Source organism: Serratia sp. M24T3 (assembly GCF_000257645.1).
GTDB lineage: Bacteria > Pseudomonadota > Gammaproteobacteria > Enterobacterales > Enterobacteriaceae > Rouxiella.
This window is the reverse complement of record NZ_AJHJ01000004.1, coordinates 101,009-125,006: the sequence shown is the minus strand read 5'-3', so window position 1 is coordinate 125,006 and position 23,998 is coordinate 101,009. Positions and strand designations below refer to the sequence as shown.

Here is a 23,998-nt window from a genome sequence, read left to right as displayed (position 1 = left end):
GCCGATGTTCCGCCGTGGTTTCCGTTTACAGTGGGAACCGACTCAGAACAGCCACGTAATCCTTTACCCTGAAGGCATGGCAACACTCAACGAAAGCGCAGCGATGATTTTGGAAAACGTCGACGGTAAACGTCTGCTGTCTGAAATTATTGATGGGCTGAATCAACGCTTCCCGGAAGCCGGCGGCGTTGACGACGACGTAAAAGAGTTTTTTGCCCAAGCCTACGAACAAAAGTGGATAATTTTCCGTGAACCTGCCTAAACCTCAAGTCAAACCGCCGCTCTGGTTGCTGGCGGAGCTGACTTACCGTTGTCCGTTGCAGTGTCCCTACTGCTCCAACCCGCTTGATTTTGCCAAGCAGGAAAAAGAGCTGACCACCGAACAATGGATTACGGTGTTTGAACAGGCCCGCGAGATGGGCGCTGTACAGATAGGTTTTTCCGGCGGCGAACCGCTGGTGCGCAAGGATTTGCCTGAGCTTATCAAAGCGGCACGTGACCTCGGTTTTTATACCAACCTGATCACCTCAGGCATTGGTTTAACCGAGAAGAAAATCGATGCCTTCGCCGAAGCGGGTCTGGACCATATTCAGATCAGTTTCCAGGCAAGTGATGAAACGCTGAATGCTGCGCTGGCGGGTTCTGCCAAGGCTTTCCAGCAAAAACTGGACATGGCGAAAGCAGTGAAAGCCCACGGTTACCCGATGGTGCTTAACTTCGTGCTGCATCGCCATAACATTCATCAGATCGATAAAATTATCGAACTCAGCATTGAGCTAGAGGCCGACGATGTCGAGCTGGCAACCTGTCAGTTTTACGGCTGGGCGCAGCTTAATCGCGAAGGCCTGCTGCCGACTCGCCAACAAATCGCCGAAGCCGAAGCGGTGGTTGCCGACTACCGCGTCAAGATGGCCGACAAAGGTAATCTGGCCAATCTGCTGTTCGTGACGCCAGACTATTATGAAGAGCGTCCGAAAGGCTGCATGGGCGGCTGGGGGGCGATTTTCCTCAGCGTAACCCCGGAAGGCATGGCGCTACCATGTCACAGCGCGCGCCAGTTACCGGTCGAATTCCCGTCGGTGCTGGAGCAGTCGTTGCAAGACATCTGGTACAACTCGTTTGGTTTTAACAAATATCGCGGCTTTGACTGGATGCCGGAACCTTGCCGTTCCTGTTCTGAAAAAGAGAAAGACTTTGGTGGCTGCCGCTGCCAGGCGTTTATGCTGACAGGCAATGCCGACAATGCCGATCCGGTATGCTCGAAATCAGAACATCACGGGATGATTCTCCAAGCGCGCGAGCAAGCCAACTGCACTAATATTCAGGTCAATCAGCTGCAATTCCGCAATCGCAGAAACTCGCAACAATTGATCTTTAAAACGTCAGTATCATGATGCAACAACGGCTGACGCTGGCCAATGGCCTGCGGGTTATTCTTAACCACGATCCGCAGGCTTCACGCTCGGCCGTTCTGTTTAATCTGGCGGCGGGCAGCCATCACGAGCCAAAACAATGGCCCGGACTGGCCCATTTATTCGAGCACGTGGTGTTTTCCGGCAGCCGTGGCTATCAGGGTGAACAACGCCTGATGAGCTGGGCGCAGGCCGAGGGCGCGCGGCTAAACGCTACCACCTTACCGACCTCCACCGCCTGGTTTTTTGATATCACTGCCGCCAGGCTGGCAGACGGATTTGCCAGACTGGCCGATATGCTGGCCTTTCCGCTGCTTTCGCTGGATGCAATCTCGCAGGAAACGGCAGTTATCGATGCCGAATTCCGCATGCTTAGCACCGATAGCGACACGTTATACGAAGCCGCACTTGGCGTCGCGTTTGAATCACCGCAGGCTTTGGCGCATTTTCACGTTGGCAATCTCGCCTATTTTGGCCAAGACATACAGGCACTTCAGCAGGCATTACGCGACTATCACCAGCGTTTTTTTCATGCCGATAATTTGACGTTGTGGCTCTCTGGTCCGCAGTCTTTTAAAGAATTAACCGCGCTGGCCGAGCAATACGGTAGCGTTTTCCCCGCCAGCGACAAGTCGTTACCGCCGGTCGTTGAGCCGCTCCGGCTGAAAAATCAACGCGCATTCGTATTGCAGCAAAGCGATAATTCCCGGCTACATTTGACCTTTGCCTTGAAAAATACGCATCCACAGGGTCGGCAATCCTTCAGCCTGCTACGCCAGTTTTTCAGCGATGAAGCAGAAAAGAGTTTGCTGGCGATTCTGCGAACGTTAGGATTATGCGACACTTTGAATCTTATGGTGCCGTACTGCAGCAAAAAAGATGCGATTGTCACCTTTGAGTTTATGCTCAACAACGCACTGCAATCCTGCGCGGCACAGGTTGAGGGGCTATTTTTTCACTGGTTGCAGGCGTTATCGCAGGTCGGCGAATTAAATTTAAATCACTACGCCATGCTCGCTCAAAAAGCTTTCAACCGCTTAACTCCCGTGGATCGACTACGCGCCGATGCCTTCGGATTTCCGTCCATTACTGAGTGTAAAAATGACTTGCTGACGGGCTGGAATAACCTGCTGAGCCAGCTTAATACCGAAAATCTGACTCGCCTTTGGGTTGCGCCCGTAATCAATGCAGGGCTCCAAACAGTGCAAGGTTTTGACCTGCCTTTACAACCGATAACCTGGTTGGCCGACAGCAATATAAATGCACCAGAGCTGTTTTTTTATCCGCAGGATATCAATTTTTCAGCTAACAACATCATTCCAAATAACAACATTGCCACCCCAAGATTGCCTGAGAAACTGGTTATTTTGCCGTATCAAACGGGCGATAACGACGAGGGTGTTTTAATCCTCGGTCCTGAGTTGGGTCATCCGCTCTCGCTGCGCTGGGGATATATTTTGCAGGCCAGCCTGCGCGCCATTATTGGACACTGCGCCCATCTTGGCGGCACGCTTTCATTTGAAAATATTCAAGGGCGATGGCTCTTGCAGTTAAGTGGCCGTCAGCAAGTGATGATAAACACGCTTGAGGCAGTGATTGACCGCCTGAATGGATTACCCGAGGCGCAGATTGCCCAGGGTGAACGGCAATTTCAGCAGGCTAAACAAAGGATGCAAACCGATGTTGCTATTCGTTGCCTGCTCAAGGGGTTACCGCGTCTGCTGAGCGGCGAATCGCTGGAGGATGACCGATCGCCTTCTCTGCCGGACATTGCCTGGCGGGCGGAGCTTTATGGCGGTGATGCCATTTTGCAAGCCCGCGTTTCGAACCTGTTAAGCCGCTTCCCCGGAGCAATTAATGCAAAGGCTTTTTCCGCGCGCCTCCATATTCCGCCAATGACAAAGCACACCTTCTCAACGACCAGCAAAGATGCCGCCGTGCTGCTGTTTTGCCCGCTGGTAGAGCAAACCGCCGTCTGCCATGCTGCATGGCGCATTCTGGCCTCACTTTTTGAGCCGCGTTTTTTCCAGCGTTTACGGGTTGAGCAGAATATTGGCTACGTGGTGACCTGCCGCTTTATGCCCTCAGCCGGAGAGTTTGGATTGCTGTTTGCCGTACAGTCACCTACCCATTCCGTTGTGCAGATAATCAGCGAGATTAGACGATTTATCGGCGATATGAATGAAATAATTGTCGATCTCCCGCAAAGGCTGTTCACGGAAAAATGTGCCGATCTGTTGCGCAGTCTTGAGGTTAAGAACTCAGACAGCATTGAGCAAGCCCGAGAACATTGGCTGAGCCAGCATGCCTACGCCCCCGCACTTACCGCAAAGGCGATATCAAGCCTTACGCAAGAACAGCTAATGACTTTTTATCAAAAGCTAAATCAAGGGGTTAATCCATTGTGGGTGCTGAATAATTAATGTAAAACAAACTGATTATAGCCCGCCATTGGCTTCAAATCAGTCTTGGTTGCTTCAATCTTCCTCTCTCACTCTTCCTCAACTGGTTCAATAAAACTGACCGAAGCGGTCAAAAGTTTGCGGTTGTTATGTAACCAATTAGGGGTGAGGATGTAATCTTTAACGCATCAACAACCCAAAGTTGTGGAGCTTAACGTGGGATTACTGAGTCATTTCTTCGCAAAGTTATTGGGTACTGATACCAAACCTACGCCCCTAAATGAGGAACCAAAGATGACTAAAGTGTTAGTACTTTATCATTCAATGTATGGTCACATTGAAACCATGGCGCAGAACGTTGCAGAAGGTGCAAAAAGTGTTGCAGGCGTTGAAGTTACGCTGAAACGTGTACCAGAAGTAATGGATGCAGAGTCTTTTGCGGCGGCTGGCGGCAAGAGCGAGCAGGCAGCCCCGATTGCCGATCCGTCAGAGCTGGGTGATTACGATGCTATCATCATCGGTACTCCGACTCGCTTCGGCAACATGTCCGGTCAGATGCGCAACTTCCTCGACCGCACTGGCGGCCTGTGGGCAAAAGGCGCGTTAGTCGGCAAAGTTGCCAGCGTCTTTACCTCGACCGGCACTGGCGGCGGCCAGGAAATGACCATTACGTCAACCTGGACCACACTGGCACACCACGGGATGATCATTGTACCAATTGGTTATAGCTCACCGGAGTTGTTCGATATTTCTCAAGTTGGCGGCGGCACACCTTACGGTGCTTCAACCATTGCAGGCGGTGACGGCTCTCGTCAGCCGGATGCTCGTGAATTGACTATTGCCCGCCATCAAGGGCAGTATGTGGCACAAATTGCGGCCAAACTTAAAGCATAATATCTATTATGCTCAGGCGAGGCACCTATTCCGCCTGAGCATAAATATCTTTTGTAATATCTCCCTTTTTAAAGACTCGATAAAATACCGCGCATTAAGTTAATTCTTCCCTTTCTGAATATCTCCAGGATCTAAATCACAGAATAACAACGCCAACTCAGCATCTTGCAGTTTTTTTAAAATACTGTGGGCGATATCAAAGCCTGCTGTGTGCTTTCACAAATATTACTTATTTATTTCCGCTAATTCTCGACATCAGCCCAATGCCTGCCTCATTTAGCCCTTCTATATTTGATAGGTCAGAATATTTTTAGAGCAATATTATTCTGTCCCTGCCGCTCTAATCGGTTGATAACTCAAATAGATAAAAGGGAAAGAAGATGACATTGTCAAAAAACAGTCCCGAAAAGAAATCCTATGTCCGCATCGGTATCCTGATGATGATCTTGTTTTTATCGGTGGTGGCCTACGCCGACCGCTCTATTTTATCCATCTCGGGATCGGCAATTAAGGACGAATTCGGACTCAGTTCCATTCAATTAGGCTTTATTCTTTCGGCCTTTAGCTGGGCCTATGTCATAGGGCAAATTCCCGGCGGGCTGTTTCTCGATCGCTACGGCGCCAAACGAGTTTATGGTGTCACGCTGGTCCTGTGGTCACTATCAACGCTGGCAATGGGTTTTGTCGGCGAGTTTGAAAAAGGCGTTGCGGGGGCGATTTTTATTATGTTTAGCCTGCGCTTCCTGCTGGGCCTGATTGAAGCACCCAGTTTTCCGGCCAATGCTCGCGTCACCATTATGTGGTTTCCAAGAGCAGAACGCGGCAGAGCCTCCTCACTGTTTGCCTCATCGCAATATTTCGCCGTCGCTATTTTCTCGCCGCTTTCCGGCTGGCTGGTCTCAGAGTTCGGCTGGCAGTGGCCGTTCTTTGTATTAGGAATAATCGGCGTTGGAGCTTTCGTAGTGTGGATGTTTTTCATGCGCGAACCGCGCCATCATCCATTAGTTTCAAAGCAGGAGCTGGATCATATTATCGATGGCGGCGGGTTGGTTGATATCGATTCTGTGCACGAACGTAAGGCTAAATCGCGATTATCGCGTGCGACAATCAACGGTTTGTTAATCAGCAGAATGCTGTGGTGCGCCTACCTCGGCCAGTACTGCATTATTGCGCTGAGTTATTTCTTTATTACCTGGTTCCCGATTTATCTAGTTCAGGCGCGCGGCATGGATATATTACACGCCGGTTTTGCGACTGTAGCCCCCGCATTATGCGGTTTTGCCGGCGGCATATTTGGCGGCTATATTTCTGATTATCTACTTCTCAAAGGCTGGTCACTGTCATGGGCGCGTAAAACGCCTTATATCGTCGGAATGGTAATGGCTGCAACATTAATAGGCGCCGCGGTGATCGACAGCAATGTGTGGATTGTCGCCATCATGTCCTTTGCGTTCTTTGGTAAAGGCGTGGCCGCCGGTGCCGGAACCTGGACAGTGATCAGCGATACCGCGCCAAAAGAAGCGGTGGGGCTGGCTGGAGCAATATTTAACTGCGTCGGCAACGTCGCCGGTATCGTTACGCCGATTATGTTTGGTTATATCGTCGCCATTACCGGTAATTACAGTATGGGCCTGCTGTTTGTCGGCGCGCATTGTATTCTTGGTGCGCTGCTGTTCCTGTTCGTCATGGGGCCAATTGAGCGATTCAAAAAAGATCAGAACGATACCTCTCAATCTTCAGTACACACTTTCAATTCAGGACATCAGGCGCATCACTGATATTTCGGGCATTCACCCGTTTCTCTCCAAAAGCCAGACGCCAAAAACGTCTGGCTTTTTTATTTTCATTAAACTCTATTAAATAAAATTAATCCCAGCCTGATTTTTTATAATTAATTTTCACTAAACCAACAAAGATAAAAGTGACATTAGTTAAATCATCTTATTAGTTAATAATATTCCCAGACTTGTCAGGATGATCTCGGACACAAATATACATACACTCCCTCGCAATAATTCCAAGCGATATATAAAAATCATAAAACTTTTATTGAAATAATATATCCATTAATAATAACCATTCTGACGGCAGAACTATGAATTTATCTCATGTTAAAAAAACAGCAACCTTAGTTTTCATACTATCGGCAATGCTTGCCCCTCTTTACGCTCAGGCAGAAGGCGGATTATCAATTCAAGGCACGCGCATTGTCTATCCACAGGGCAGTAAGCAGGTCAGCATTTCAATGACGAATTCTTCAACCACAGAATCATTTCTGGTGCAGTCTCGCGTTGAAGATGCCGCCGGCAATAAAACCCAAGATTTTATCGTCACTCCGCCGCTGTACCTGAGCGGTCCGAAAAATGAAAACGTGGTAAGAATAATGCACGTAGGCAAGGAGTTGCCAGGCGATCGCGAGTCGCTTTATTACTTTATTGAAAAAGCTATTCCTTCTCTGGATAAATCAAAAGTCACTAGCGGCAGCGTTCTTATGCTGGCGACCGCCAACCGGATAAAATTATTTGTTCGCCCGAAAGGTTTAACACAAGACGTTAATACAGCACCACAAAGTTTGCATTTTTATAAAACTGGCAACACTTTGCACATATCAAACCCTAGTCCTTATTACCTCACAATGACGGAAATAAAGTACGGTAATGAAGATATTCCAGGGATCATGATTGCACCAAAAGAACAGGCCACGCTGCCTCTGCCTGCCGGTAATACTCACACAATCAGCTATCGAACCATTAATGATTTTGGTGGTAACAGCGACATCATCAAGAAAAAAATTGATGAGTAATTCAGATAATTATTATTTGGATTTAATTAACTGACCTGACTTGCCGCCTATTCCTTTAATAAGGACGAGACGCCTGTTTCCGTATGATAAAAAATATAAAAGAAAATAGCAGCACATGAATAAATCACACCGACACTTAGGTAGAAAAAATTTATCCGTAATGCCTGAAAGGCTTTTTAGTGTAAGACCTCTGGCTCTTTTCTTACTGACACTTTTTTTCAACCAGCGCTAACGCCGGGCTTTATTTCGATCCCGCCATGTTGGATGCGAATAATGGTCAACCAGTGGCTGACCTGACGCGATTCGAACAGCCCGGCACCCAGCTGCCCGGTGTTTATCAGGTGGATATTTTCCTCAACGGCAACCAGGCATCAACCCGCAAAATGCGTTTTGTTTCTTTGCCCACTGCCGATGTGCTGCAGCATTTTTCGCCGCCGTCGCCTCACGATAATACGGGATTAATGGCCTGTCTGACCAAGGCGGATCTTGACCTCCTCGAGGTTAATACTCCCATATTCCCTGCACTTGCGGCATTACCTCAAGGCACTTGTGTCGCACCTGGGGCCTATATTCCACAGGCGTTCACCGCGTTCGACTTTCAGAAGATGCGTTTGGACATCAGCATTCCGCAGGCAGCGATGAAAAATCTGCCGCAAGGTTGGATCCCGCCTGAACGCTGGGATGAGGGCGTCAATGCTGCACTGCTAAGTTATCGCTTTAATGGCAGCACCAATTATGGCCGTTACGGCAACAGCAGCAGTAATTACTTGAGCCTGAACAGTGGGTTAAATCTCGGCGCCTGGCGGCTGCGCGACAACAGTAACTGGACCGGTTACCAAAGCCGCCTCGGTAACAGCAGCCGCTGGCAGCACCTTGAAACCTATGCTCAACGCACGATTATCCCCCTACGCAGCGAACTGACCTTGGGGGATAGCTTTACTGGCAGCGATGTATTTAATTCACTGTCTTTTCGCGGCGCCAAGCTTGCCAGTAACGACGACATGTACCCAGACACTCAGCGCGGATTTGCCCCGTCGGTCAAAGGCGTCGCGCGCAGCAATGCACGGGTCGAGATCCGCCAGCACGGCAATATTATTTATCAGACCTTTGTTGCGCCAGGCGCCTTTGATATCAATGACCTGTATTCGATGTCTTCGGGTGGCGATCTCGATGTCACAGTGACCGAAGCCGACGGCAGCGTTAATCATTTTTTGGTGCCTTATTCCTCGGTACCGATGCTCCAGCGTGACGGACATTTGCGCTACGCCCTCACTGCCGGGCGCTATCACAGCAGCAGCGATCGTTACTCAAGCCCAGACTTTGCCCAGGCCACTCTACTGTGGGGGCTGCCGCACAACATGACTGTCTATGGCGGCGTGCAGCTGGCCGAGCGTTATCAGGCCGCCGCGTTGGGTGCGGGCATGAATATGGGCGACTGGGGCGCAATTTCTGCCGACGTCACTCAGGCCGATAGTACCCTCAGCGATGGCAGCAAGCATCAGGGCCAATCGGTGCGTTTCCTCTATGGCCGATCGCTGGTTTCTACTGGCACCACGCTGCAACTGGCCGGTTACCGCTATTCCACTCAAGGCTTTCACACGCTCGACGAAACTGCGCTGAAAACCATGACCGGCTGGCGCTACGACTATGATCGCGTGGGCCTCGACGGCCTGCCGGTTAAACGCCCTTATAGCGACTATTACAACCTTTACAACAGCCGACGTGCCAGTCTTGAAGTCAATATCTCACAGACGCTAGGGGATTTTGGCTCGATTTATATCACCGCGACCCACCAGACTTACTGGAACAAATCCGCCGCGACCCATGCCCTGCGAGGTGGCTATAGCAACACTTTCGGCCAGATAAGCTACAACCTTTCAGTGAGTTATAACCGCATCAGCGGTCAGCCGGATGCAGATAAAACGGTGTTCCTTTCAATGTCAGTGCCGATGGATGCCTGGTTGCCGCACGGCGACAGCACTTCGCAGCATCACTCGATGTGGGCCAACTTCAGCACGGACCGTAACAGTGACGGCAGCTTCACCCATCAGGCGGGGCTGAGTGGCAACGCGCTGGCAGAAAATAATCTCAGCTGGAATGTGTCGCAGGGGTATGACCGCCACGGCGGCAATAGCGGCAATGTCGGGCTGGATTACAGCGGGACTTATGGCAACGCCAGCACCGGTTACAGCTACGGCCGCGACCATCGTCAGATAAGTTACGGGCTCTCCGGCGGCGCGGTGTTGCATCGCAACGGACTGACTTTCGGGCAATATTTAGGCCGTACCAACGTACTGGTTGCCGCGCCGGGTGCCAACGGCATTGGCATTGAAAACGGCACGGGTCTGCATACCGACTGGCGTGGCTACACCGTGGTGCCGTATGCCAGTGATTATCGCGAGAACCGCGTGGCGCTGGATATTAACCAGCTGGATGACCATACCGATCTCGACAACGTGGTCGCCAACGTGGTGCCAACCGAGGGCGCAATGGTTCGCGCTGATTTCAAGGCCCGCACCGGCATTCGTACTCTGATGACTCTCACTCATAACGGCCAGCCGTTGCCGTTTGGCAGCACGATTTCCAGCACCGACAGCGTCAGCCTGGTGGGCGACGATGGCGTGGTTTACCTCACCGGCCTTGCCTTGACCGGCACCCTCAACGCCCAGTGGGGCGAAGCGGCCGATCAGCACTGCATTGCGAAATACGCCCTGCCGGAAAATGCCCTGCAGCAGTCGATGGCCCGCACTCAGGCGGTGTGCCGTTAACTTGAACCTATTTTACCTACGTAGCCGGATGACCGGCTGCTTTTCACTTACTCAATCAATGAGAAATCTACACATGTCATTTAATAGCAAAAAAACCGCTACTTTAAGCGTTGTCGCCGCTGCTTTATTAGCAACCTGCTGGGGCGCTCAGGCGGCGGCTGGGAATACAGCAGTAATCACCGTTACCGCATCGGTAGTTTCTAATACTTGTACCCTCGACACCCCATCAGCAACTGTTGCTTTAGGCCGTTTATCTTTAAATCAATTTACCAGTGTAGATAGTGAATCAAGTGCTAAACCTTTTAAATTAACATTAAGTAAATGTGGTGCGGGAGCCACGGGAGTCAAAGTATCAGCAACAGGTACAGAAGACGCCACTGATAATGATTTATTCAAAAATACAGGCGCGGCAAAGGGTTTTGGGATAAAAATCATGGGGGGGGATAAGCTAACAAAACAACTTTCTAAGAGTTCAGGTTTAGGTGAATATCCAATAACTAAACCCACAGGCACAACTGATCTAAATTTAAATGCATCAGTGGTACAAACAGAAGCAGCTGTTACCGCTGGAGATGTCACTAGCAGCATAAACCTTGAAGTTACCTACGATTAAAAAATAAAGATCCGGAGTCTTGTTAAAAAGGCTCTGGATTAGCACAGCACTCATTATAAATAAAAGAAGAATACTCGCTATGAATTTAATTATCTCAATAATAAAAAAAATTTTAAGATATTGATAGTTTTCTTAACATGCTGCACTTCCACTGCTTATTGTGCTGACATTTCCTCGCATGGGGATAGTCCAGATGTTGATATTGGCATTCCGGCGAGTCATAGTAATAGCATAGTTGGCGCACCAGGTTACACAATTTATAGTTTTACAACAGACAAAAACTATGGCAAGAGTACGATATCGAGTTGCCTTTCTATAGCTCATGGAGAACTGTCTTGGAATGAAAGAACTTTAAGTTCTGTAAAACGTGTAACTGCTAGTGATGATATATTTTTTGGAAACTCAAATTACGCCACCTTTGATGGGATTCTTGAGAGCTTCATAATGAAAGGAGAAATATATAATAGGTGCGATGATAAAGATTTCGACATTACTATAAAAGTTGAAAGCCTCAACGACTTAAAAAGTGGCGCTTCTAAAGTCGTATTGCTGACTAATACTTTACATATTCCCCATGTTAAAACGTGTTCAGCCTCAGTAACCCCTGACAAAATATCCTTTGGTGATGTTACTCGTGGTAAAACAAATACTAAAAACTTGAATTATGATATTAAAGGTGGCGGCCGTATAAGTTTTACATCAAGCTCTATGGACAATGGCCATCTATATCTTGGTAACAGCTCAGATATGAATATCTCAGTCCCCAAAAAGTTTATCGGGCCTATGTATATCTGGGAAACACCATTCCATAGCAATAGTGGCATTATTCCTATGGAATTAAATGTTTCTACGAAAGCTGATAGTGGTGAGAGTAGCGCTACCCTTACCGCCACACTAAATTGCCCCTGACCTTTCACCGACCCTTTTCCTTTACGCATCTCGGCGCACTCTCGGCCAGGGAGTGAGGTGCGTTAGATCATATCTGTGTTGCCAATAAAATATAAGGATATATTTTCAATGATATTTACTGCACTTAATGGCAATCATACTGCCAGGTTATTTATCCTATTTTTAATTGCCATAAATTTAATATTTATATCTCAGGCACTGGCTGCCGAGATGTTTATTGGCGGAGCAAGCACAACGAAATTAAATGACGAAGAAACTTCATCGAGCTTCACTCTAACTGGGGATTACAAATTTTTTTTAAATAAAATAACTATGAGTGAAAACTGTATCTCGCTAAAAAACGTCATTTTATACTGGAATAGCCCGGTAACTTTCAAGAATCAGTACATCAGAAAATTTGGCCCCGAGAATAGTCACTGGAATAGCCCTCAAATGCCCAATGAGCGGGTACAATATCGTATTAAACTCACGGGGGAAATTGTTAACAATTGCAAATCCCCGCAATATTTATCCCTGGATGTCTCTATGATTTTCAAGGGACATGAAAATGATAGAAAAAGTATCTTTGCTAAAACAGTTACCCTACCCTCACCAGAAATATGCTCTGCCAAACTAACGCCAGATATTATTGCCTTTGGCAGCGTCTCGCCTGAGCGTAGTTATTCGCAAAGAATTAACTACAAGGGCAACGGCAATGTCGAAATTACCTCTCGCTCAATGAAAAATGGCCGTTTACGGTTGAATGATTCTGATGACGTATATGTCAACGCATCTTCTGAGTTTGTCTCGGCCAATAACTCATGGCAAACCGACCCGCGTCGTGGCGATATTCCTTTGACTTTATACGTCGGCAAATCAGCCAAGGCAGGAAAATACCAGGCAAACCTGACTGCCACATTAACCTGCCCTTAACCTCTCATCGCCAATTCTCCCATACAAAAAAGAGATTGACGTATCCCCGCCAGAATTCGATGCTCTAAGGCTATTGCTGTAATTCTTCGGGGAAAAAATATGTCGTTAATCTCCCTTACGCATCTCGGCGCACTTTCCGCCGAACAGTGGGATGCGTTAGTTCCTGCCGGACAGCCCTTTCTGCGCCACGCGTTTCTGACTGCTTTGGAAGACAGCGGCTCGCTGGGCCCAAAATCCGGTTGGCAAGGTGAACATTTGCTGTGGCAAGAAGGCGGAAAAACGCTGGCAGCCATTGCAGGTTATCGCAAATCCAATTCGTCCGGTGAATACGTTTTTGACCACGGCTGGGCCGATGCCTGTTATCGGGCGCGAATTCCTTACTATCCAAAATGGCTCGGCGCGGCTCCTTTTAGCCCGGTCGGCGGCAGAAGGCTGCTCGGTACGCCAGAGGCGGCGCAAAATCTGTTGCAGTCGATCCCGCATTTTCTCGAGCAGCGCGACCTTTCCAGCGCACATATTAACTTTACCGACTCGCGCGATAATCAGTTGATGGGTGACCCGTCAGAATGGCTGCATCGGCTGGGCTGTCAGTATCACTGGCATAATCGCGGCTATCGCGATTTTCAGGATTTTCTCGATACGCTGACCTCGCGCAAACGCAAGCAGATGCGCAAGGAACGCGAACAAGTTGTTGCGCAAGGAATTGAATTTCAATGGTTCGAAGGCGCACAACTCACTGAAGTACAGTGGGATTTTATCTACGCTTGCTATGCCAACACTTATTACATGCGCGGTCGTGAGCCTTACCTGACCCGCGATTTTTTCAGCCTGCTGGCCGAGCGCATGCCGGAAGTCATTCAGGTAGTCATGGCCGAGCAACAGGGTAAACCGGTGGCGATGGCGCTGAGTCTGGTCAGCGGCGACACTTTTTATGGTCGCTATTGGGGCTGCCTGGCCGAGTTTGACCGACTGCATTTCGAGACCTGTTTTTATCAGGGGATGGATTACGCGATTGCAAAAGGGCTTGCACGTTTCGACGCCGGAGCGCAGGGAGAGCACAAATTAATTCGCGGATTTGAACCGGTATTTACTCATTCCTGGCACTATTTACGCCATCTGGGGCTTCGCAGCGCGGTTGAGGAATATTTGATTCAGGAGCGAGAAGGCGTGCGCGCCTGGGCAATCGAAGCCCGCGACGCGCTGCCTTATCGTCAGGAGCAGCCCTGACTTTTACTGATTATTGCATGCCGACAAAACCGCCGGTCTGATGCTGCCACAGCCGAGCATAAAGCCCGTTTTGCGCCAGCAGCTCGCCGTGGCTGCCAATCTCAACGATTTTCCCCTGATCCAGCACCACCAGCCGGTCCATCTTGGCGATAGTCGACAGGCGGTGCGCAATGGCGATCACCGTTTTATGGGTCATCAGCGTTTCCAGGCTTTCTTGAATCGCTGCCTCAACCTCAGAATCCAGCGCCGAGGTGGCTTCATCCATGATCAGGACAGGCGCGTTTTTCAGCAGCACGCGGGCAATGGCAATACGCTGACGCTGGCCGCCAGAAAGTTTCACCCCGCGCTCGCCGACGTGCGCATCCAGACCCGTTCTGCCCTGCGAATCAGAAAGCAGCGGAATAAACTCGTCGGCGCGCGCCTGACGAATCGCGTTGGTCAGCTCTTCTTCTGTGGCGTTTGGCCGCCCGTACAAAAGGTTATCGCGAATCGAACGATGCAGCAGCGAAGTGTCCTGCGTAATCATGCCGATTTGCGCGCGCAGGCTCTCCTGCGTGACCTGCGAGATATCCTGACTATCAATCAGAATGCGGCCACCGTCGAGGTCATACAACCTCAACAGCAGGTTGACCAGCGTGGATTTACCCGCGCCCGACGGCCCTATCAGGCCAATCTTCTCCCCTGGGCGAATGGTCAAATCGAAGCCGTTAATCACACTGCGGCTTTTGCCATAGTTAAAATCGACCTGATCAAAGCAGATCTCACCTTTACTCACCTGCAAACGCGGTGCCTGCGGCTGGTCGGTCACGCTGATCGGCTGGGCAATAGTTTCCAGACCATCCTGCACGGTGCCGATATTCTCGAAAATGCCGTTCACCACCCACATGATCCAGCCCGACATATTGACGATACGAATAACCAAACCGGTCGCCAGCGCGATTGCCCCGACGCTGATTAATGACTGTGTCCACAGCCACAGCGCCAGACCGGTGGTGCAGACAATCAACAGGCCGTTTAGCGTGGTGATCGTCACATCCATGCTGGTCACCAGGCGGCCGGCCAGCTGCATTTTTTCAGTCTGCTCGTTAATCGCGTCTCGGGCGTGGCGCTGCTCGAGATCGGTATGCGCAAACAGTTTGAGGGTGGTGATATTGGTGTAACCATCAACGATGGTGCCCATCAGCTTGGAACGCGCCTCGGACTGCTCCACCGAACGGGCTTTTACCCGCGGCACGAAATAGCACAGGCTGAGGGCGTAAAGCACGATCCAGACGATTAGCGGAATCATCAAATGCCAGTCGGCTTCGGCAAACAGCACCAGCGCACTGACTGCATAAATCACCACGTGCCAGATGGCATCTACCGCCTGCACCGCAGAATCACGCAGCGAATTGCCGGTTTGCATGATGCGCTGAGCAACGCGTCCGGCAAAATCGTTCTGGAAAAAAGTCAGGCTCTGGCGCAGCACGTAATTATGATTTTGCCAGCGGATCAGGCTGGTCATGCCGGGGCTGATAGTTTGATGGACCAGCAAATCGTGCAAGCCGATAAATATCGGCCGCATCACCAGCGCCACCGCCGCCATCCACAGCAGTTCTGGAGCGTGAACACTAAAGAAACTGGCCGCAGGCGTCGTGCGTGTCAGGTCAATAATGGTGGAAAGGTAGCTGAACAGCGAAACTTCAATCAGCGAGGCAATCAAACCGACGATCAACAGGGCCAGAAAACTCGGCCACACTTGCCGTAGATAGTAAAAGTAGAACGGCCAAACGGTACCGGGAGCCTCCTCGCGGGGCTGCTCTTTAAACACATCAATAATCCGTTCAAAACGACGGAACAACATACGCGCCCCTCATATCCTGTTGTTATCAAATTAGAATACAAAGCTTAGTGCATTTTGCCCGATGTTTGAGAGGGAATATTGAGGCAATGGTGGCCCGCTACTTGCGCAGCGGGTTGTCTTTAATCAATAACGCCAGCAGGAAAGCCAGTGCCATCACGCAGGCGGCAATCTGGTAAACGTTGTGAATCGCGCCGCCAAACGCCTCAAGATAGGTGAGCCGGATAGTGTCGGGCAACTGGTGAATACTTTCGGCACTCAACGCGCGCGGCAATACCGTGCCTTCTGGTATCGTCGCCAGCAAACGGCTCTGCAACGATTGTGTGAAAATAGCCCCGAACGCCGCCACGCCAATCGAGCTGCCGATAGAGCGGAACAAAGTGGTGCTCGACGTCGCGACGCCGATCATTTGCGGTTCAACGCTGTTTTGCGCCGCCAACACCAGCACCTGCATCACCATGCCAAGACCCGCGCCCAGCAGAGCGATATAGCCATACAAGATGTGCAGCGGTGTGCTGTTGCTGAGCTTAACCCCTAAAAGCAGCATCGCAATCATTGCCAGAAACGTCCCGCCAATTGGGAACAGCCGATACTTGCCTATCTTGCTGATAATGCGCCCGCTGGCTATCGAGGTTAGCAGCAGGCAGCCCATTAATGGCAGCAGCTGCATCCCCGCCTGCGACGGCGTCGAGCCCTTCACCACCTGCAAATACAGCGGCAAGAAGGTCACCGATCCCAACAGCGCCATGCCGATAATAAAACCAATCAGACAGCTCAGCACAAAGGTGCGCTGACGAAACAGCCCCAGCGGAATGATCGGCTCGATAGCCAGCCGTTCTTCATAAATAAACCCGCCCAGACATACCAGGCCAAAAGCCAGAATGCACCACAGCTGGCCGGAATCCCACGGCATCACCGTACCGCCCTCGCTGGTAAACAGAATAATACCGGTCAGCGCTGCGGCCAGATAAATTGCGCCAAGATAGTCAATTTCGCGACGAATTTTTGCTACGTGCGGCTGAAATACCACGCCGATCACCAGCAAAGCAAACACCCCCAGCGGCAGATTGATATAGAAAATCCAGCGCCATGAAAAATGCTGCACCAAAAATCCGCCAATGAGCGGCCCAACCACCGTCGCCAGCCCAAAGACGCCGCCGAACAATCCCTGATAACGGCCACGATCGGCAGGCGGGATCACGTCGGCAATCGCCGCCATGCTAATGACCATAAGCCCGCCGCCGCCCAGGCCTTGCAGAGCACGCATCAGGATAAGCTCAGTCATGTTCTGCGCCAGACCACACAGCGCGGAACCCACCAGGAAAATCACAATCGAAACTTGCAGCACCCGTTTGCGACCAAACAAATCGCCAAACTTGCCGTACAGCGGCACTACCACCGTGGACGACAGCATATACGCCGTCACCACCCAGGAAAGCTTTTCAAGGCCGCCCAGCTCGCCTACGATGGTAGGGAGGGCGGTGGAAACAATGGTCTGGTCCAGCGCCGCAAGCAGCATGACCAGCAGCAGCGCCGAGAACAGCAATCGAATTGAAGGAGCCTTGGCTGCGACCTGTTCTTTCTCTGCGCCGTGCGAAATATTTTGGGTTGTCATAGATAAACTTGACCGACCTTGAAATTAATTAACAAGGTAATTAATATAGGAGTTAACTTCACCAATGGTCAATGGGTCTGTTGAAAAAATGAAAAGTAAAAAATCTGAAAAACCCGGTGATTTGCAGAGAAAATTATCTGAAGATTCAAAGAGTTTGTCGCGTCGGCCAGGGCGCCCTTCCGGTGTAGCAAAAGGTGCGGAACGCCGTCACCTCTTGCTGGAGACGGCATTGGCGATGTTTGCACGCCAAGGGATTGCCGATACCCCATTGACCGCAATTGCCCGCGAGGCCGGCGTCACGCCCGCCATGCTGCACTATTATTTCAATACCCGCGAACAGCTGCTCGATGTACTGATTGAAGAGCGTTTTCTGCCGATTCGCGCCTCGTTCAGTACTCTGTTTCAGGACTCGGCCAACGATCCGGTTATCGCGCTGACTCGACTGGCTAAACAGTTTATTGATATTTCCGTCGAGCACGAATGGTTTGCCGCGCTGTGGGTACGTGAAATCATCAGCGAAAGCGGCATGCTCAAAACGCGGATGGAGCAACGCTATGGCAGCGGGCAGCGAGATGAATCACTGCGCAGTCTGGCGCGCTGGCAGCAAGAAGGCAAACTCAATGCCGGGCTTAACCCGGAGCTAATTTTTATCTCGCTGTTTGGCCTGACTTTTTTACCTATCGCCTCGTCCCGCGTTTATAAATCATCAACCGGTGATCACCCGAATACCGAGCAGTTGGCACAGCACGTGGTTGCGCTACTCTTAAACGGCCTTAGTCCGCAGCAAAAGTAAAACCCAGTCTAAAAAGTGCGCTCGCCATCACGCTGATGCACTAAGTGTGGTATAAAAAGCGCTCTGCTTGCTGATGATATTAACCACATGAAAAACAATAGTATTTATACTCCGGCACAGCCTGTCACCGCCAAGACAAGGGTGCTGGGTTGGCGCGATCTGTTCTCGCTCTGGTTCTCGCTGGGAATGGGCTTGATGGTGCTTCAGGCCGGTGCGATTTTAGCGCCGGGGCTGGGCATGGCTGGTTCTCTGCTGGCAATTTTCACCGGCACGCTGGTTGGCGTGATCCTGCTGGCGCTGGTTGGGGTGATCGGCGGGCAAACCGGGATGTCGTCGATGTCCTCGTTAACGTTGAGCCTGGGTAAAAAAGGCATCGCCCTGCCCGCGCTGTGCAATATTTTGCAGCTGATTGGCTGGGGCGCTTTCGAGATTGTGGTGATGCGCGACGCCGCCAGTCTGCTGGCTAAACAGGCGTGGGGCGCGGAGAGTTTCTGGGCGAATCCCACTCTGTGGACCTGGATTTTCGGTTTCGTCGCTACGCTGCTGGCAGTGTGTGGCCCGCTGGCGTTTATCCGCGTGGTGCTGCGCCGCTGGGGTATTTGGCTGCTGATCACCAGTTGTAGCTGGTTAAGCATCAACTTGCTGCAACACGCCTCGTTAAGCACGCTGTGGCACAAAGCCGGAGATGGCAGCATGCCGTTCGCACTGGCCTGCGACATTGTGGTGTCGATGGCGCTATCGTGGCTGCCGCTGGTGTCGGATTACACTCGCTTTGGCAAATCCACCCGGCAGAATTTCTTCGGCACTGCCTGTGGTTTCTTCCTCGGCAGCCTGTGGATGATGGCGCTGGGCGCGGCTTACACGCTGGCCTTTGTCAGCTCGCAGGACAGCAATGCGCTGCTGCTGGCGCTGTCTGGCGTCGCGCTGGGTATTCCACTGCTGTTGATTCTGGTCGACGAACACGAAAACACCTTCGCCGACATCCACTCTGCCGCGCTGTCTACCGGAACCCTGTTGCCGCTTAACATCGGCAAACTCAGCTGGGCAATTGGTTTAATTTGTACGCTGATTGCCTGGGGTATTCCACTCGACCGCTACGAGAATTTCCTGCTGCTGATTGGCTCAGTGTTTGCGCCGCTGTTTGGCGTGGTATTGATGAGCTACTTTGTGCTGCGTCATCGCCAGCCCGCGGAGAAAAGCCTGGATTGGCGCGCGCTGATTGCGTGGATTTTAGGGATTGCGACCTATCATCTGATTGCACAGTTTTACCCAAATCTCGGCGCGACTATTCCGTCATTACTGGTCGCGGCGCTGCTTTGTGGCCTGTTCTCAAAAATAGGGGCCAAAGCGACTCAATAACCCTGCCCGTGAACGAAAAAGGCGAGCTGCGTCTCCGCTGTTAAGGAGTTCGCGCTCGCCCTTTTATTTATCTATTTATCTAAAAAATACTTTACCGGCAGACACCGTTTTGCACCGCAAAAGACTTTATCGTGCTGATTAATTTCAGTAAGTTAAGCCGTTTTACTCAGCATTTCCAACGCCACTTTCTGCGCATTAGTGACGTGCAGTCTGGCCGCTTTCTCTGCCGCATCGCCGTCACGCGCTTTAATTGCCTGTAACAGCGAATCAATTTCCTCCAGACTGTGCGGCAGGCGGTCAGGGTGCATCAGTGAGGTCGCACGCAGTAAGTTGACCCGCGAATGCAGGCTGGTCAAGGCTTCACGCACCAGCTCATTGCCACAGCGTTCCAACATAATGCCGTAAAGCGCATTCTTGGCCTGCAACACTCCGGCCTGATCCTGCGCCTCTCCGGCTTTGCGCAGTTCAGCAGCCGAGGCAGCAAACTTGGCAATATCAGCTTCGCTGGCAGTCTGCGAGAACTCGCGGGCGACAAAACCCTCCAGCAATCCGCGTAGCGCATAGAGATCGGCGGCTTCTTTAATAGAAATACTGGCAACGATTGGCCCTTTATGCGGCACGATATCCACCAGCTTTTCAGCCTCCAGCTTGCGCAGCGCTTCGCGAATCGAGGTACGGCTGACGCCCAGCGTTTCACAGAGTTCGCGCTCGATCAGCCGCTCGCCGGGGGCAAAACGCCCGTTGATAATCGCTTGTCGTAATGCATTTTCCACCTGAAAACGCAGCGTTTCAGGCCGCACCAGGCCGATATCAGAAGACATGATTGTATTCCTGTCCGACAAATAAAAGTTACTGTCATCATAGCGGCCCGATTAATGAAAAGCGACGCTTATCTTTTAGGCTAAAGCCGGCTCAGGAAGCGTGCAACAAGCTGGCCTGCGCCAAGGCCTGCTCGACCATCGGCGCAGCCACCAGTGCACCGTGAATGCCGATTACGCTAACAATCTCCAGCACCTCCATAATCTCCTCCCTGGTTGCGCCGTAATTGATTGCGTTGCGCATATGCAGCTTGAGACCCTGCTTGTATAAATGTGTCGCCGAGGCGTCGAAAGCACAGTAAATCAGCTCTTTGATTTTTGGCTCCAGCACGCCGGTACGCCACGGCACAGATGAAAATTCAATATAGGCATCAAAGAGATCCGGGTCCAGCTCCAGCAAACCGTCCCATGATGCATGCCAGTAACCCCGATTCTTGATAAACGCCTGCTTCAAGGTCTCGCGCTGCTCGTCCAGCGGCTCTGGGCCATTGCGCAGCCCTTCTTCTTCCAGCACCTCAAGCAGCAGCGGAACGCCAACGTTGGAGGCGTGAATGCCCAGCGTGCTGGTGAGCTCCAACACTTCGACAAGCTCCTGCTGCGTCGCGCCAAACGCCACTGCAGCCCGCAGATGTTGAGCGATGCCAGGCTGATAAAGATGAGTGGAAGCAACGCTGGCGCTGAGAGCTATAAATGCCTTAACTTTGTTTTCCAGATGATTTTTCTTCCACGGTACGGCGGAAAATTTAAGATAACCTTCGACAAAATCTACGTCCTGACGCAGCAGGCTTTCCCACTGCGCGTCCCAGAATTGATGCTGGCGAATAAACGCCGCTTTTACGGTTTGCTGCTGGTCGCTGAGATTCATGATGCTGGTTTCTCCCGTTGCTACGGCCACCGCCAATGCGCGCAGCCGTAAAATTCTGTGAGTTGACTGGCTCGATTAACGTACCGCCTGCTGATACACCTCTTCGGCGACTTCTTCCTGCCAATCGGTCTTACCTAATGAGGTGGCGGTATGCAGCATAAAACTGTCTTTCCCGGCGCCGTGCCAGTGGCGTTCGTCTGCCGGTATCCACACTGTGTCGCCGGCGCGAATCGCTTGCGGTTGCTCGCCGTCGACGCAAACCCAACCGCTGCCGGAGATCACCTGCAAGATTTGCCCCTGCTGATGGGTATGCCAATAAGTGCGGCCGCCGGGGGCGAAGAAGACGTTATTAATGGTGACATTGTCGGTGGTTGGCATCACCGGATCGCCCCACACTTCGCCGCTAAAGGTGCTGCTGCGCTGTTCTGAAATCACGCCTTTATCTCTGCCATGAAATACTTTCATCGTCTGTCTCCTTTATTGAGATTTACTGTGCAGGCGAATACCGCCGGATACGTCGCCAATCGCGTCCACCACCCGATTGCTTATCACGTCGCCATAGCCCAAAGAAGTCGCGAGGCCAAAGCTGGCCAGCGGACCTGAGGCATTGAGCGACACCACTCCCAGTTCGCGCACGCGATCGACATACAGCGCCACGTCTTTGGTCATCAGCTTGCCGCTCAGGCCGCCTTCGAGATAATCGCCGTCGACAATTTTCGGGAAACGATTCAGAGTGGCGAAATTTACGCCGCTGCTGCTGTTAAGCACGTCGAGCAGGCGGTGCAAGTCCAATCCAGCCTTTTTACCCGCCACCATCACCTCGGCGGTGGCGGCCAGACTGACCGCGTTCAGGAAATTATTCAGCAACTTGGTGGTGTGGCCGCTGCCACTTTCGCCCATGGTAATCACCTTGGCGGCGATCGGTTTAAACGCCCAGGCTATCGCGTTAATCGCAGACTCTTCGCCGCCAACCATCAGCGTTAAAGTGCCTTTTTCGGCCGCCGCCGCGCCGCCGGAAATACCGGCATCAATATAGGCAACACCTTTGGCGGCAAACAGGCCGTGCAGGCGAATAGTCGAACTGGCAGCAGCGGTGCTGAGATCAATCACCGTCTGGCCTTTGCGACAGTTTGCCAGCAGGCCGTTATCGCCCTCGACCACCGACTCCACCACTTTGCTGTCCGGCAGTGAGAGCATTATCACGTCGGCGAAACCCATCACGTCAGCCGTTGAAGCCGCCGCGCTGGCTCCGGCAGCGGCGGCGCGGCTGCTTACCGGGTCAAAACCCAGCACAGTTATTCCGGCGTCAACCAGGCAGCGCGTCATGCGGCCGCCCATATTTCCTAAACCAATAAATCCAATCCGATCGGTGTTCATCAGGTTGTTCTCCAAAAAAGCGTTAGAAATCGACATCTTTAGTTTCTGGACCCATATAGGCCCCGACGGTTCCAATAATCCCGCCCAGCGCCAACAGCACGACTGAGGTCAACGCCAGCGGCATTAACGCGCTTAGCCAGTCCATATAGAAGGCATAAAACGAGGGGATAATCACCGACAGGCTAAAGCCCATGCCGAAGCCGGTGGCGCGTACGTCAGTAACAAATCGCTCATTGATGTAGGTAATAATGACGCCCCACGGCGAGGTCACCAGCACTGCCAATACCGCGACCAGCAGCATGATGGAGCCAAGCGACAGCCCCGGCACTGAAGTCAGCACATAGAGCAGCGCGGAACCCAGTACCACGATCAGCGGCCCGGCAATCAGGAAGAAACGGCGACGGCCAAATTTCTGACCCAGCATTCCCGAACCGATGTAGCTGAAAAACAGCACGCAGTAGGTGACCAGCAGCGTCGAGGTCATTTGCAGACCGCTGAGATGCAGGGTGTGTACCAGCAAACCGGTAGGCAGATAGATAGTGATGATATTTTGTGTCAGCCAGAAGCCGCTCATCATCAGCAATACCTGGAGTAAATTACGCCCGCTCTTGCCGCGCAGTAGCTCGGTCAACGCCAGTTTTTCACGTTTCTCGCCACCCACTTCGCTTTGCCAGATTTCTGATTCTTTAACTTTGAAGATGTAATAGAAGGCTAAAAATGCCGCCATCACGCCACCAATGACAAACGGCACGCGCCAACCCCATTGAGCGTAGGGCGAGTTGACTCCGTTGAGTGGAAAAAGGAAAAATACCAGCATGGTGAATAAGTTGATGCTGATATAGGCCGCCGGGAATCCGCTGATAATCAGCCCGCCGACAAAGCCGCGCTGGTGTTTTTTCGAATATTCGATGGCCAACGGCATGGCTCCGGTATAGCCGCCGCCGAGAAAAATCCCATCAACAAAGCGCAGTAGCACCAGTAAAACGTAGGCACCGATCCCCAGAGTTTGATACCCCGGCAGACAGGCTATCAGCAGTGTCACCACACCGAATCCCGAGACGGAATAGATCGAAGCTTTTCGGCGGCCAATGCTGTCGGCCATGATGCCAAACAGCAGCGCGCCCAGCGGTCGGCCAAGTAGCGTGGTGATAAACACCAGTGAGGCTAAAATCGTTTCTGTACCGGCCGATAAATTCGGCGGCTGGAAGTAAAACAGCACCGGCGACAGGGCGACCACCGGCAGGTAGATATCAAACATATCGATATATTCGGAAAAGAATGCGCCTTTAATCGCACTCTTTCTTTTTACATCAATGGATTGCTCACTTTCGGCCTGACGTGCGCCGACTTGTGCGGTCAGAGTTTCCATTTCAGTCTCCAGTCTCTTTATT

General features: G+C 51.5%; 20 protein-coding genes. 13 read left to right on the top strand and 7 right to left on the bottom strand.

Annotated elements, in window-relative coordinates:
- Window positions 1-4 precede the first annotated feature (4 nt).
- The 11 genes from pqqD to SPM24T3_RS05090 all read left to right on the top strand — a co-directional run bounded on the left by pqqD (window position 5) and on the right by SPM24T3_RS05090 (window position 13,940).
- The gene (gene pqqD, locus SPM24T3_RS05140; RefSeq protein ID WP_037377689.1) at window positions 5-262 is read left to right on the top strand and encodes a pyrroloquinoline quinone biosynthesis peptide chaperone PqqD; all 258 of its coding nucleotides are present in this window, start codon (window positions 5-7) and stop codon (window positions 260-262) included.
- Window positions 249-1,394: a pyrroloquinoline quinone biosynthesis protein PqqE gene (pqqE, locus tag SPM24T3_RS05135; protein WP_009635648.1), complete on the top strand. Its 1,146-nt coding sequence runs from the start codon at window positions 249-251 to the stop codon at window positions 1,392-1,394. Before pqqD ends, pqqE begins: the two co-directional genes overlap by 14 nt.
- Window positions 1,391-3,835 carry a pyrroloquinoline quinone biosynthesis protein PqqF gene (gene pqqF / locus SPM24T3_RS05130; protein ID WP_071988407.1) on the top strand — a complete coding sequence of 815 codons (2,445 nt, stop codon included), beginning with the start codon at window positions 1,391-1,393 and terminating at the stop codon, window positions 3,833-3,835. The genes pqqE and pqqF overlap by 4 nt, the downstream gene beginning before the upstream one ends.
- 273 nt (window positions 3,836-4,108) lie before the next feature.
- Complete coding sequence (gene wrbA, locus SPM24T3_RS05125; protein WP_009635646.1) at window positions 4,109-4,708, top strand: NAD(P)H:quinone oxidoreductase; 600 nt, start codon at window positions 4,109-4,111, stop codon at window positions 4,706-4,708.
- Window positions 4,709-5,088: 380 nt separating this feature from the next.
- A complete protein-coding gene (locus SPM24T3_RS05120; protein ID WP_009635645.1) occupies window positions 5,089-6,486 on the top strand; it encodes an MFS transporter in 1,398 nt (465 codons plus the stop codon).
- Window positions 6,487-6,803: 317 nt separating this feature from the next.
- Window positions 6,804-7,511, top strand: coding sequence for a fimbria/pilus periplasmic chaperone (locus tag SPM24T3_RS05115; RefSeq protein WP_009635644.1), 708 nt, complete (start codon window positions 6,804-6,806; stop codon window positions 7,509-7,511).
- Window positions 7,512-7,768: 257 nt separating this feature from the next.
- On the top strand, window positions 7,769-10,279 hold the full coding sequence (locus SPM24T3_RS05110; protein WP_009635643.1) for a fimbrial biogenesis usher protein: 2,511 nt from the start codon (window positions 7,769-7,771) through the stop codon (window positions 10,277-10,279).
- 73 nt (window positions 10,280-10,352) lie between these two features.
- Window positions 10,353-10,892: a fimbrial protein gene (locus SPM24T3_RS24245; RefSeq protein WP_009635642.1), complete on the top strand. Its 540-nt coding sequence runs from the start codon at window positions 10,353-10,355 to the stop codon at window positions 10,890-10,892.
- Between the two features lie 120 nt (window positions 10,893-11,012).
- Complete coding sequence (locus tag SPM24T3_RS25405) at window positions 11,013-11,801, top strand: hypothetical protein (RefSeq protein WP_157135248.1); 789 nt, start codon at window positions 11,013-11,015, stop codon at window positions 11,799-11,801.
- Window positions 11,802-11,909: 108 nt separating this feature from the next.
- On the top strand, window positions 11,910-12,713 hold the full coding sequence (locus SPM24T3_RS05095; protein WP_009635640.1) for a hypothetical protein: 804 nt from the start codon (window positions 11,910-11,912) through the stop codon (window positions 12,711-12,713).
- A gap of 99 nt (window positions 12,714-12,812) precedes the next feature.
- Entirely contained in the window at window positions 12,813-13,940 is a 1,128-nt protein-coding gene (locus SPM24T3_RS05090) for a GNAT family N-acetyltransferase (protein ID WP_009635639.1), read from the top strand.
- Window positions 13,941-13,950: 10 nt separating this feature from the next.
- On the opposite strand, the gene SPM24T3_RS05085 is transcribed toward SPM24T3_RS05090, so the two are convergent.
- On the bottom strand, window positions 13,951-15,783 hold the full coding sequence (locus SPM24T3_RS05085; protein ID WP_009635638.1) for an ABC transporter ATP-binding protein: 1,833 nt from the start codon (window positions 15,781-15,783) through the stop codon (window positions 13,951-13,953).
- 97 nt (window positions 15,784-15,880) lie between these two features.
- A complete protein-coding gene (locus SPM24T3_RS05080; protein WP_009635637.1) occupies window positions 15,881-17,395 on the bottom strand; it encodes an MDR family MFS transporter in 1,515 nt (504 codons plus the stop codon).
- Between the two features lie 88 nt (window positions 17,396-17,483).
- Here SPM24T3_RS05080 and SPM24T3_RS05075 point away from each other — a divergent pair, with 88 nt between their 5' ends.
- Both SPM24T3_RS05075 and cytX read left to right on the top strand, forming a co-directional pair.
- Window positions 17,484-18,188 (top strand): TetR/AcrR family transcriptional regulator, encoded by a 705-nt coding sequence (locus SPM24T3_RS05075; RefSeq protein WP_050956138.1) that lies wholly within the window; start codon window positions 17,484-17,486, stop codon window positions 18,186-18,188.
- An 87-nt stretch (window positions 18,189-18,275) separates the two neighbouring features.
- Window positions 18,276-19,547: a putative hydroxymethylpyrimidine transporter CytX gene (cytX, locus tag SPM24T3_RS05070; protein WP_009635635.1), complete on the top strand. Its 1,272-nt coding sequence runs from the start codon at window positions 18,276-18,278 to the stop codon at window positions 19,545-19,547.
- 152 nt (window positions 19,548-19,699) lie between these two features.
- On the opposite strand, the gene SPM24T3_RS05065 is transcribed toward cytX, so the two are convergent.
- From SPM24T3_RS05065 to SPM24T3_RS05045, 5 genes are all read right to left on the bottom strand, one after another.
- The gene (locus tag SPM24T3_RS05065; protein WP_009635634.1) at window positions 19,700-20,368 is read right to left on the bottom strand and encodes a GntR family transcriptional regulator; all 669 of its coding nucleotides are present in this window, start codon (window positions 20,366-20,368) and stop codon (window positions 19,700-19,702) included.
- A 91-nt stretch (window positions 20,369-20,459) separates the two neighbouring features.
- Complete coding sequence (locus SPM24T3_RS05060; protein ID WP_237712978.1) at window positions 20,460-21,260, bottom strand: carboxymuconolactone decarboxylase family protein; 801 nt, start codon at window positions 21,258-21,260, stop codon at window positions 20,460-20,462.
- Window positions 21,261-21,305: 45 nt separating this feature from the next.
- Window positions 21,306-21,695 carry a cupin domain-containing protein gene (locus tag SPM24T3_RS05055; protein ID WP_009635632.1) on the bottom strand — a complete coding sequence of 130 codons (390 nt, stop codon included), beginning with the start codon at window positions 21,693-21,695 and terminating at the stop codon, window positions 21,306-21,308.
- A gap of 12 nt (window positions 21,696-21,707) precedes the next feature.
- Window positions 21,708-22,643 carry an NAD(P)-dependent oxidoreductase gene (locus SPM24T3_RS05050; protein WP_009635631.1) on the bottom strand — a complete coding sequence of 312 codons (936 nt, stop codon included), beginning with the start codon at window positions 22,641-22,643 and terminating at the stop codon, window positions 21,708-21,710.
- Window positions 22,630-23,976, bottom strand: coding sequence for an MFS transporter (locus SPM24T3_RS05045; RefSeq protein ID WP_009635630.1), 1,347 nt, complete (start codon window positions 23,974-23,976; stop codon window positions 22,630-22,632). Before SPM24T3_RS05045 ends, SPM24T3_RS05050 begins: the two co-directional genes overlap by 14 nt.
- Window positions 23,977-23,998: the final 22 nt, after the last annotated feature.